Raw genomic sequence first — 11536 nt, forward strand, 5'->3', positions numbered from 1 at the left:
TGCGAGACCGGGGATTACTCGATCTCGACCGTCTCGGCCGGAGCCGGCGGCGGCAGTGCGTCGCCTTCCGGGAACTCGAGGACGACGTCGTCCTTCTCGTTCAGGTCCACCGTCACGCGGCCACCGTTGACCAGGCGGCCGAACAGCAGCTCGTCGGCCAGCGCCTTGCGGATCATGTCCTGGATCAGGCGCGACATCGGACGGGCGCCCATCAGCGGATCGAAGCCCTTCTTGCCGAGGAACTTGCGCAGCTTCTCGGTGAAGACGGCTTCCACCTTCTTCTCGTGCAGCTGCTCTTCCAGCTGCATCAGGAACTTGTCCACGACGCGCAGGATGATGTCCTCGTCCAGCGCGCGGAAGCTGATGATGGCGTCCAGGCGGTTGCGGAACTCCGGCGTGAACATGCGCTTGATGTCGGCCATCTCGTCGCCTGCCGCCTTCGAATCCACGAAGCCCACCGAGCGCTTGGTCAGGCTCTCGGCGCCCGCGTTGGTGGTCATGATGATGATCACGTTGCGGAAGTCGGCCTTGCGTCCGTTGTTGTCGGTCAGCGTGCCGTGGTCCATCACCTGCAGCAGGATGTTGAAGATGTCCGGATGGGCCTTCTCGATCTCGTCCAGCAGCAGCACGGTGTGCGGCTTCTTGGTGATGGCCTCGGTGAGGAGACCACCCTGGTCGAAGCCGACGTAGCCTGGCGGCGCGCCGATCAGGCGCGACACCGCGTGACGCTCCATGTACTCGGACATGTCGAAGCGCACCAGGTCGATGCCCAGGATGAAGGCCAGCTGCTTGGCGACCTCGGTCTTGCCGACGCCGGTCGGGCCCGAGAACAGGAAGGAGCCGATCGGCTTGTCGGTCTTGCCCAGGCCGGCACGCGCCATCTTGATCGCGGCCGACAGGGCTTCGATCGCCGGGTCCTGGCCGAACACCACGTTGCGCAGGTCGCGGTCGATGGTCTGCAGCTTGCTGCGGTCGTCCTGGTTGACGGTCTGCGGAGGGATCCGCGCGATCTTCGCGATGATGTCCTCGATCTCGGTCTTGCCGATGGTCTTCTTCTGCTTCGACTTCGGCAGGATGCGCTGTGCCGCGCCCGCTTCGTCGATCACGTCGATGGCCTTGTCCGGCAGGTGGCGGTCGTTGATGAAGCGCGCCGCCAGCTCGGCCGCGGTCGACAGCGCCGAGGCCGAATACTTCACGCCATGGTGCTCTTCGAAGCGCGACTTCAGGCCGCGCAGGATCGCCACGGTCTGCTCGACCGACGGTTCGTTGACGTCGACCTTCTGGAAGCGGCGGCTCAGGGCATGGTCCTTCTCGAACACGCCGCGGAACTCCGTGAACGTGGTCGCGCCGATGCACTTGAGCTGGCCGTTGGCCAGGGCCGGCTTGAGCAGGTTGGATGCGTCGAGCGTGCCGCCCGAAGCGGAACCGGCGCCGATGATGGTGTGGATCTCGTCGATGAACAGGATGCCGTTCGGGGTGTCCTTGAGCTGCTTGAGCACGGCCTTGAGGCGCTGCTCGAAGTCGCCGCGGTACTTGGTGCCGGCCAGCAGCGCGCCCATGTCGAGCGAATACACGACGGCGTTCTGCAGGATCTCGGGCACGTCTTCCTGGACGATGCGCCATGCCAGGCCTTCCGCGATGGCGGTCTTGCCGACACCGGCCTCGCCCACCAGCAGCGGATTGTTCTTGCGGCGGCGGCACAGAATCTGGATCACGCGGTCGACTTCTTCCTCGCGGCCGATCAGCGGATCGATCTTGCCGTCGGCGGCCGACTTGTTCAGGTTCTGGGTGAACTGGTCGAGCGGGCTTTCCTTGGCCTGGCCTTCGACCTGCGCTTCTTCCACGCCTTCCGACGCCTTGCTGGTGTCGAGCTGCTGGTCCTTGCGCACGCCGTGCGAGATGAAGTTGACCACGTCGAGACGGGTCACGCCCTGCTGGTGCAGGTAGTAGACGGCGTGCGAGTCCTTCTCGCCGAAGATCGCCACCAGCACATTCGCGCCGGTGACTTCCTTCTTGCCGTTCGAGGCCGACTGGACGTGCATGATCGCGCGCTGGATCACGCGCTGGAATCCGAGCGTCGGCTGGGTGTCGACCTCGCCCGTGCCCGGCACGGTCGGGGTGTTATCACCGATAAAATTAGTCAAGGTCTTGCGCAGGTCTTCGATATTGACCGCGCACGCACGCAGGACTTCGGCGGCTGATGGGTTGTCGAGCAGGGCCAGCAGCAGGTGTTCCACGGTAATGAACTCGTGGCGGGCCTGACGGGCTTCGACAAAGGCCATGTGTAGTGATACTTCAAGTTCCTGCGCAATCATACTTCCTCCATCACGCACTGCAGGGGGTGCCCTGCCTTACGCGCATGCGTTAAGACAAACTCCACTTTGGTACACGCTATATCTTTGGAAAACACCCCACAGACGCCCTTGCCGTGCCGATGCACGGAAAGCATGATCTGGGTCGCCGTTTCGCGATCCTTGTTGAAATACTCCTGGATGATCGCAACCACGAATTCCATCGGCGTGTAGTCGTCGTTCAGCAACGCCACCTGATATAAGGGTGGCGGTTTTACAGTTTGCCGCTCCAGCAGCTGTTCGGTGTCATGCTTCGTAGCCATGGGCGTATTTTAATGCTTTCAATGTCTGTGCCAAGCGTAAACATCAGCTCGTTCTCATGTGCTTCCATGTTACTGGTTTTCCGATGAATGCGCAGATGGCGATCCAATTGACGAAATCAAGAGTCGTGTTACCTCTGCCGTGAAAAATTTGGCAACAGCCCCCCAAAACCGCTTGACTTCAGTGATTATTCCACCAACAATGCAGTCATTGACATTGTACTTATGTACTTGTTGATAAGAAGTGAGCAGGCTGAGGAGGGGGCAAGAAGCTTCTTGCTTTTATGGCTCGTGTGATTAGTTAAAATTTGAAAGTTCTTTTATGGCAACTGGTACTGTTAAGTGGTTCAATGATTCCAAAGGCTTTGGCTTCATCACTCCTGATGACGGCGGCGAGGATCTGTTCGCACACTTCTCCGCGATCAATATGAACGGTTTTAAGACCCTCAAAGAAGGTCAAAAAGTCCAATTCGAAGTCACGCAAGGCCCGAAAGGCAAGCAAGCTTCCAACATCCAGGGCATGTAATCATTCCCCTCCCGGAAGCGAAGAACCCCGCCACGGCGGGGTTTTTTTTCACCCCTGGCATTCCCCCCCTCGCCTGCCGTCCCGCATTTCATGCACCCTGGGTACGAGCATAAGCCAGTTCCGCCGAGAAGTCGCGGGTGTCTTTCAACAGTGCGGCGATGCGCTCGTCGCTGACGGAGTCGCCGCGTTCGAGCCGGGCGTCCTCCTGCCAGTCGGCCAGCACGGCATCGAAGCGCTCCGCCAGCGCGGCGCCGCGGTCGGCCAGCCCGGACGGCAGCGGGCCCGACGCGAGCAAGTCGCGCAGCGTTTCCGGATTGGCGATGCGGTGGAAACCATAAATGAAACGGCCGATGCGCTCGTAGTCTGCCATTACTGTCTCCGACATTAAAAAAGCCCCGGCGCGCACACGCACGGGGCTTTTATCCCATCCGAGCCGGCGCCGATGCGATTACATCTGCTCGATCATGACCTCGCCGAAGCCCGAGCAGGACACCTGGGTGGCGCCTTCCATCAGGCGCGCGAAGTCATACGTGACCTTTTTCGAGGTGATCGCGCGTTCCATCGCGCTGATGATGAGATCGGCCGCTTCCGTCCATCCCATATGGCGGAGCATCATCTCCGCCGAAAGGATGAGCGAACCCGGATTCACGTAGTCCTTGCCGGCGTACTTCGGCGCGGTGCCGTGGGTGGCCTCGAACATGGCCACCGAATCCGACATGTTGGCGCCCGGTGCGATGCCGATGCCGCCAACCTGGGCCGCCAGCGCGTCGGAGATGTAGTCGCCGTTCAGGTTCAGGGTTGCGATCACGCTGTACTCGGCCGGGCGCAGCAGGATCTGCTGCAGGAAGGCGTCGGCAATCGAATCCTTGATGGTGATCTCGCGGCCGCTCTTCGGGTTCTTGAACTTGCACCATGGGCCGCCGTCGATCAGCTCGGCGCCGAACTCCTTCTGGGCCAGCGCATAGCCCCAGTCGCGGAAACCGCCTTCGGTGTACTTCATGATGTTGCCCTTGTGGACCAGGGTCACCGAGGGCTTGTCGTTGTCGATGGCGTACTGGATCGCCTTGCGCACCAGGCGCTCGGTGCCTTCGCGCGAGACCGGCTTGATGCCCAGGCCCGAGGTGTCGGGGAAGCGGATCTTCTTGACGCCCATCTCTTCGGTCAGGAACTTGATGACTTTCTTGACGCCTTCGGAGCCTTCGGCCCATTCGATGCCCGCGTAGATATCCTCCGAGTTCTCGCGGAAGATCACCATGTCGGTCTTTTCCGGCTGCTTCAGCGGCGAAGGCACGCCGGCAAAATAGCGCACCGGGCGCAGGCAGACGTAGAGGTCGAGTTCCTGGCGCAGCGCGACGTTGAGCGAACGGATGCCGCCGCCGACCGGGGTGGTCAGCGGGCCCTTGATCGAGACCACGTAGTCCTTCACCACGTCCAGGGTTTCGGTGGGCAGCCACACGTCGGGACCATAGACCTGGGTCGACTTTTCGCCGGCGTAGATTTCCATCCAGCTGATCTTGCGCGCGCCGCCATAGGCCTTGGCCACGGCCGCGTCGACCACCTTGAGCATGACCGGGGTGATGTCGACGCCGGTGCCGTCACCCTCGATGTATGGAATGACCGGATTGTCCGGCACGTTCAGCGAGAAGTCGGCGTTGACGGTGATTTTCTGGCCGTCGGCCGGGACCTTGATATGTTGGTACATCATGCTCTCCCATGTGGTCGCGTGGCAGGCCGCGTCGCGGCGTCGGGCCCGGCCCGCATTTCATCTACAATGTGGAATACGGCTGCAAGTCTTGTATAAGACACCTTCCCAGCATCTTGCATTATGCACCAGTATTTTCCGAGGCGCTACGCAGCACCTTTTATGTACCGATTCGCACTCCATGCCTCTGATCCTCTTCAATAAACCATTCCAGGTCCTGTGCCAGTTCTCCAGCCAGGACGGCCGCGAGACCCTGGCCAACTACCTGGACATCCCGAACATCTACCCTGCCGGCCGCCTGGACGCCGACAGCGAAGGCCTGATGCTGCTGACCGACGACGGCAAGCTGCAGCACAAGATCGCCCATCCGGACCACAAGGAAGCCAAGACCTACCTGGTGCAGGTGGACGGGGTGGCGGACAGTGCCGCCCTGGCGCGGCTGCAGGCGCCGCTGGACCTGGGCGACTTCGTCACCAAGCCGTGCAAGGCGGTGCGCATCGCGGAGCCGGCCTGGCTGTGGCCGCGCAATCCGCCGATCCGCGCGCGCCAGGACAAGCCGACCAGCTGGATCGCGATCACGCTGGAAGAAGGGAAGAACCGGCAGGTGCGCAGGATGACCGCGGCGGTGGGATTGCCGACCCTGCGGCTGGTGCGCTCGAGTATCGGGCCGTTTTCGCTGGCGACGCATCCCTTGATGCCGGGGGAGTTTATTGAGGTGCCAGCGTCGGCGCTTCGATAAAAGGGATATGGCCTACTAGCTTATGAGTCGTCATCCCGGCGTAGGCCGGGATCCAATTCCTATGCGTCCTACAAACGCTTGCGTGCACCTGCCAACATGATGCGACGAAATTGGGTTCCGGCCTACGCCGGAACGACGGTTTTAAAGGTAGGTGAATAAAAAACGCCGGCGTGAAAGCCGGCGTTTTCATTTAAAGCAAACTACGCTCAAGCCGCGAACGACTCCAGCGCAGCGTTGAAGGTTGCGCTTGGACGCATCACGGCTTTCACCTTGGCGTCGTCGGCCTTGTAGTAGCCGCCGATGTCCGCCGGCTTGCCCTGCACTTCCAGCAGTTCCTGAACAATCTTCTGTTCATTTTCTGCCAGCTGCTTGGCCAGCGGCGCGAACTTAGCAGCCAGTTCGGCATCCTCGGTCTGCGCGGCCAGTTCCTGGGCCCAGTACATCGACAGGTAGAACTGGCTGCCGCGGTTGTCGAGTTCACCGGTCTTCGGCGACGGCGATTTGCGGTTGTCCAGCAGCTTGCCGGTGGCGGCGTCGAGGGTCTTGGCCAGCACCTTCGCCTTGTCGTTGCCGGTCTTGATACCCAGGTCTTCCAGCGACACGGCCAGGGCCAGGAACTCGCCCAGCGAATCCCAGCGCAGGTGATTCTCTTCGGTCAGCTGCTGCACGTGTTTCGGCGCCGAGCCGCCCGCGCCGGTTTCGTACATGCCGCCGCCGGCCATCAGCGGGACGATCGACAGCATCTTGGCCGAGGTGCCCAGTTCCAGGATCGGGAACAGGTCGGTCAGGTAGTCACGCAGGATGTTGCCGGTCACCGAGATGGTGTCCAGGCCGCGCGAGACGCGCTCCAGGGTGTAGCGCATCGCACGGACCTGCGACATGATCTGGATGTCCAGGCCGGTGGTGTCGTGATCCTTCAGGTAGGTCTTGACCTTCTTGATCAGTTCATTCTCGTGCGGACGGTACGGGTCCAGCCAGAACACGGCCGGCATGCCCGAGTTGCGCGCGCGGGTGACCGCCAGCTTGACCCAGTCGCGGATCGGGGCGTCCTTGGTCTGGCACATGCGCCAGATGTCGCCGGTTTCCACGTTCTGGCTCATCAGGACTTCGCCGGTAGCCAGGTCGGTGATGTTGGCCACGCCGTCTTCCGGGATCTCGAAGGTCTTGTCGTGCGAGCCGTATTCCTCGGCCTGCTGCGCCATCAGGCCCACGTTCGGGACGGTGCCCATGGTCTTCGGATCGAAGGCGCCGTGCCATTTGCAGAAGTTGATGATCTCCTGGTAGATGCGGGCAAAGGTCGATTCCGGGATCACCGCCTTGACTTCCTTCAGGGAGCCGGTGGCGTCATACATCTTGCCGCCGGCGCGGATCATGGCCGGCATCGACGCATCGACGATCACGTCGTTCGGCGAGTGGAAGTTGGTGATGCCCTTGGTCGAGTCGACCATGGCCAGCGCCGGGCGGTTTTCCTGGCAGGCATGCAGGTCGCGCTCGACCTCTTCGCGTTGCGAGGCCGGCAGCGCGGCGATCTTGTTGTACAGGTCGGCCATGCCGTTGTTGACGTTGATGCCGAGGCTGTCGAACAGGGCGCCATGCTTCTCGAAGGCTTCCTTGTAGAACATGCGTACGCAGTGGCCGAACACAATCGGGTGCGAGACCTTCATCATGGTCGCCTTGACGTGCAGCGAGAACAGCACGCCGGTGTCCTTGGCGTCGTTGATCTGCTGCTCGTAGAAGGCCAGCAGGGCCTTGCGGCTCATGAACATCGAATCGATGATCTCGCCGGCCTGCAGCGCGACCTTCGGCTTGAGCACGATGGTCTGGCCCGACTTGGTGACCAGTTCCATCTTGACGTCGCGGGCGGCGTCCAGGGTCATCGATTTTTCGCCGTGGTAGAAGTCGCCATGGGTCATGTGCGACACGTGGGTGCGCGATGCCTGCGACCACGGAGCCATCGAGTGCGGGTTCTTGCGGGCGTATTCCTTGACGGCCTTCGGTGCGCGGCGGTCGGAGTTACCTTCGCGCAGGACCGGGTTCACCGACGAGCCGATGCACTTGCCGTACTTGGCCTTGATGGCCTTCTCTTCGTCGGTCTTCGGATCAGCTGGGTAGTCGGGGAGATTGTAGCCCTTGGCCTGCAGTTCCTTGATGGCGGCGGTCAGCTGGCCCACCGAGGCCGAGATGTTCGGCAGCTTGATGATGTTCGCGTCCGGTTCCAGGGTCTTCTTGCCCAGTTCGGTCAGCACGTCCGGGACGCGCTGTTCCGGAGTCAGGTTTTCCGGGAACTGCGCCAGGATACGGGCGGCAACCGAGATGTCGGCCTGCTCGACCTTGATGCCGGCCGGCTTGGTGAAGGTGCTGACGACTGGCAGGAAGGCGTGGGTCGCCAGCAGCGGGGCCTCGTCGGTCAGGGTGTAGATGATGGTCGGATCACTGCTCATACGCTTTTTCCTCGATGATCATGCGGGTCGCACGATGTCAAAAAACAGGTGGTAACGCTCAGGTCTTGAAGGCGGGACTTCGTGAAGTCTTCTATAAGACATAAGACGGCGTTTCACATTATGCACCAGTATTTTACTGTGCGCCATGGGTTTTAAACTTAAGACCCTCCGCCGGCCCACCTGGATTTCGTAGCGAGCCCAGGCATAAGCAGCAAACGACAAAACCCGCCAGGACCGAAGTCGGGCGGGTCTTGCTCTGCACAGAACTGCCTGCGCGGCCTAGGCCGCACGCACCTCGCTAATTAAGCGGACAGTGCCTTCAGGGCAGCAGCCAGGCGGCTCTTGTGGCGGGCTGCCTTGTTCTTGTGGATGATCTTCTTGTCAGCGATGCTGTCGATGGTCGACACGGACTGCTGGAAGATGGTGGTTGCAGCGGCCTTGTCGCCAGCCTGGATGGCCTTGCGAACTGCCTTGATTGCGGTACGCAGGGTCGAACGCTGTGCCGAGTTGTGTGCGTTTTGCTTAACTGCTTGACGAGCGCGTTTGCGCGCTTGTGCGGTATTTGCCATGAAATTTCCTAAATCGGGGTCAAGTTGCGTTTGCAAACATTCGCGAGTGAAACTGGCGCCTCATTTATGTCCGACGAGTGCCTGCCCAACGATTCGTGTCTGCTAACAGAATTCAGTACAGCCCACGATTATAGCGAACGAAAGCACTTAGGGCAATTCATAATTCAATAATTGTCGCCTGAGAGCACGTGCGCCGCCACTTACGGGACTATTGCCCAAGTATAATCCCGGGCCATGAACCTGCTCCGTACCCTCGCCGCTATTTCCAGCATGACCATGGTGTCCCGCGTCACCGGTCTGCTGCGCGACAGCCTGTTTGCCGCCACCTTCGGCGCCTCGAATTTCACCGACGCCTTCAACATCGCCTTCCGCCTGCCCAATCTGCTGCGCCGGCTGTTCGCGGAAGGCGCGTTCTCGCAGGCCTTCGTGCCGATCCTGACCGAGTACAAGACCAAGCACGGGCAGGAAGCCACGAAATCCCTGGTCGACCACGTGGCCACCGTGCTGGTCTGGGCCACGGTCTTGACCAGCATCGTCGGCATCCTCGCCGCGCCGGTGCTGATCTACCTGATCGGCGGCGGCCTGCAGCGCGAACCGGAAGCCTTCGACGCCGCCGTGCTCATGACGCGCATGATGTTCCCCTACATCGCCTGCATGGCCTTCGTAGCCCTGGCCAGCGGCGTGCTCAATACCTGGCGCCACTTCAAGATCCCGGCCATCACGCCGGTGCTGCTGAACATCTCCTTCATCGTCTCGGCGCTGGTGCTGGCCGATTATTTCGAGCAGCCGATCTATGCGATGGCGGTGGGCGTGTGCCTGGGCGGCGTGGCCCAGGTGGCGATCCAGATTCCTTCGCTGGTAAAGCTGGGCATGCTGCCGCGCCTCTCGCTCAATCCCATGACCGGACTGCGCGACAGCGGCGTGCGCCGCATGCTCGGCAAGATGGGGCCGGCCGTGTTCGCGGTGTCGGCGGCCCAGATCAGCCTCCTGATCAACACTACCATCGCCGCCAGCCTGGCCGCGGGCGCGGTGACGGCCCTGCAGTACGCCGACCGCCTGATGGAGTTCCCCACCGCCCTGCTGGGCGTGGCGCTGGGCACCATCCTGCTGCCCAGCCTGGCCAAGGCGAACACCGAAGGCGACACCCAGGAATACTCCTCGCTGCTGGACTGGGGCCTGCGCCTGACCTTCCTGCTGGCGGTCCCCTCCTCGGTCGGCATGGCGACGCTGGCGGTGCCGATGATCGCCACCCTGTTCCACTACGGCGTGTTCACCGCCCAGGACGTGGCCCACTCCTCGCTGCCGCTGATGGCCTACAGCGCCGGCCTGCTCGGCTTCATCCTGGTCAAGACCCTGGCGCCGGCCTTCTATGCGCGCCAGGAGGTGCGCACCCCGGTCAAGATCGCGGTCGGCGTGATGGTGGCGACCCAGCTCCTCAACCTCGTGTTCGTGCCGCTGTTCGGCGTGGCCGGTTTGGCCCTGTCGATCGGCGTGGGCGCCTGCATCAACGCGGCCTTCCTGTACACCGGCCTGCGCCGGCGCCACATCTACGTGCCGCAGCCGGGCTGGGGCAAGTTCTTCCTCAAGCTCCTGGTCGCCGTGAGCGTGATGGGCGCCGTGTCCTGGTTCGGCCAGGCGCAGTTCGACTGGATCGCGCTGCGCGCCACGCCGCTGCTGCGTGCCGGCGCGCTGGCGGCGATCATCGCGGTGGCGGCTTGTGCCTACTTCGCGGTGCTGCTGGCGCTGGGCTTCCGCCCGCGCGACTTCAAGCGCCGCGCCAAGTAGAGACAAGCGCCCCCTAGCGCCCCCTAGCGCCCGGAATTCGTGGCCGGGGGCGGCGGCTCCCGGGGGCCGTCCTTGTCCTTGCCCTCGTCCTTGTCTTGTTCCTGGTCGTCGTCGGCAGCCGGCTCCGGCGCTTCCTCGCGCGGCGCCTCGGGCTCCGGCTCGTTGCGCGGGGGCGGGGCCACCTCGCGCATCGGCGCCTGCGCCTCCACCGGTGCGGCGGCCGGCCCGGCCGGCTGCTCCGGCGGCGGCGCCATCGTGATCGGCGGCTCCATGGAGGCGCCCGGCACGCGGCGCGGCGGCGGGGCGGCGCCCTGCCCGAGCGCCATGAATTTCCAGTCCGCGTGGTGCTCGCGGTTCTCGAAATTGGGGAAGCGTTCGTCGAAGCCGGCGAGCTTGAGCGGCTTCGCCTGCGACAGGCTGTACACCCCCAGGATGCGGCCGCCCTGGGTCGCCGACACGATCCCCCACTCCGGCCGTCCGGTGATGGGGTCGACGAACATCTTGCGCAGGTGCCGGCGCGGGGTCGGGAAGCGGGTATCGCGCAGCAGCTCCTGCAGCGTCAGGGGCTGGGTCGGCTGGCCGCGCGGGGTGGCGTCGGCATAGCTCTTGAGCGCGGCGCTGAACTGGGCGCCGGTCTCCAGCAGTTCGGTTTCCAGCTGGGCGCGCTGCAGCAGCGCGCCGACCTTCAGCGTGGCGGCGCCGACCAGGCCGACAATGAAAACGAGGATGATCAGGCCCAGGTAGGTGAAGCCGGCCTGGCGTCGGGCACGCATGCTACCACTCCGCGTAGGGCTTGCCCTTGCGGCCCTTGCCCGGCGCGCCGCTCTTGATGTTGCCGACCTCGCCCTGTTCTTCTTCCTGCGGCGGCTCCACGATCCAGGTCTCGCGGCTTTCGGTGATCGGGTCCATCGGCAGCTCGCGCAGGTACTTCTTCTCCACCAGCTGCTCGAGCGAATCCGGATAGCGCCCGGTGTCGGCCTTGTACTGGTCGATGATCGCGCGCGTATTGCGCAGGTTCTCCTCGAGGATGGTTTCGCGGGTAGCGTCGATGCTCGGGAAGAAGCGCGGCACTGCCAGCGTCAACAGCAGGGCCACGATGCCCAGCACCACCAGCAGTTCGATCAGGGTGAAGGCGCGCAGGCGCGTGAGCTTGGACATCGGGT

General features: G+C 63.0%; 11 protein-coding genes. 3 read left to right on the forward strand and 8 right to left on the reverse strand.

Annotation, left to right across the window (positions count from 1 at the left end):
* Positions 1–14 precede the first annotated feature (14 nt).
* Together clpA and clpS are read right to left on the reverse strand one after the other, a co-directional pair.
* Entirely contained in the window at positions 15–2315 is a 2301-nt protein-coding gene (clpA, locus tag ACK6C6_RS15530) for an ATP-dependent Clp protease ATP-binding subunit ClpA (RefSeq protein ID WP_209588756.1), read from the reverse strand.
* Positions 2312–2614 carry an ATP-dependent Clp protease adapter ClpS gene (clpS, locus tag ACK6C6_RS15535; RefSeq protein WP_027864722.1) on the reverse strand — a complete coding sequence of 101 codons (303 nt, stop codon included), beginning with the start codon at positions 2612–2614 and terminating at the stop codon, positions 2312–2314. Before clpS ends, clpA begins: the two co-directional genes overlap by 4 nt.
* Positions 2615–2933: 319 nt before the next feature.
* On the opposite strand from clpS, the gene ACK6C6_RS15540 reads away from it, so the two are divergent.
* Positions 2934–3137, forward strand: coding sequence for a cold-shock protein (locus tag ACK6C6_RS15540; RefSeq protein ID WP_020653506.1), 204 nt, complete (start codon positions 2934–2936; stop codon positions 3135–3137).
* An 88-nt stretch (positions 3138–3225) separates the two neighbouring features.
* Here ACK6C6_RS15540 and ACK6C6_RS15545 read toward each other — a convergent pair whose 3' ends face one another.
* The gene (locus ACK6C6_RS15545; protein WP_409268041.1) at positions 3226–3507 is read right to left on the reverse strand and encodes a hypothetical protein; all 282 of its coding nucleotides are present in this window, start codon (positions 3505–3507) and stop codon (positions 3226–3228) included.
* Positions 3508–3585: 78 nt separating this feature from the next.
* Positions 3586–4839 carry an NADP-dependent isocitrate dehydrogenase gene (icd, locus tag ACK6C6_RS15550; protein WP_209588799.1) on the reverse strand — a complete coding sequence of 418 codons (1254 nt, stop codon included), beginning with the start codon at positions 4837–4839 and terminating at the stop codon, positions 3586–3588.
* 181 nt (positions 4840–5020) lie between these two features.
* On the opposite strand from icd, the gene ACK6C6_RS15555 reads away from it, so the two are divergent.
* Positions 5021–5578 (forward strand): pseudouridine synthase, encoded by a 558-nt coding sequence (locus tag ACK6C6_RS15555; RefSeq protein ID WP_409268043.1) that lies wholly within the window; start codon positions 5021–5023, stop codon positions 5576–5578.
* Positions 5579–5784: 206 nt separating this feature from the next.
* On the opposite strand, the gene ACK6C6_RS15560 is transcribed toward ACK6C6_RS15555, so the two are convergent.
* Complete coding sequence (locus ACK6C6_RS15560) at positions 5785–8019, reverse strand: NADP-dependent isocitrate dehydrogenase (protein WP_409268045.1); 2235 nt, start codon at positions 8017–8019, stop codon at positions 5785–5787.
* Positions 8020–8321: 302 nt separating this feature from the next.
* Positions 8322–8588, reverse strand: a complete 267-nt coding sequence (gene rpsT, locus ACK6C6_RS15565; RefSeq protein ID WP_036216299.1) for a 30S ribosomal protein S20 — start codon at positions 8586–8588, stop codon at positions 8322–8324.
* A gap of 234 nt (positions 8589–8822) precedes the next feature.
* On the opposite strand from rpsT, the gene murJ reads away from it, so the two are divergent.
* Complete coding sequence (gene murJ / locus ACK6C6_RS15570; protein ID WP_409268047.1) at positions 8823–10373, forward strand: murein biosynthesis integral membrane protein MurJ; 1551 nt, start codon at positions 8823–8825, stop codon at positions 10371–10373.
* A 23-nt stretch (positions 10374–10396) separates the two neighbouring features.
* Here murJ and ACK6C6_RS15575 read toward each other — a convergent pair whose 3' ends face one another.
* Entirely contained in the window at positions 10397–11146 is a 750-nt protein-coding gene (locus ACK6C6_RS15575; protein WP_409268049.1) for a type II secretion system protein, read from the reverse strand.
* Between the two features lies 1 nt (position 11147).
* Entirely contained in the window at positions 11148–11531 is a 384-nt protein-coding gene (locus ACK6C6_RS15580) for a type II secretion system protein (RefSeq protein WP_209588278.1), read from the reverse strand.
* Between the last annotated feature and the right edge of the window lie 5 nt (positions 11532–11536).

Source organism: Massilia sp. BHUDP2, from assembly GCF_046236355.1.
GTDB lineage: Bacteria > Pseudomonadota > Gammaproteobacteria > Burkholderiales > Burkholderiaceae_D > Telluria > Telluria varians.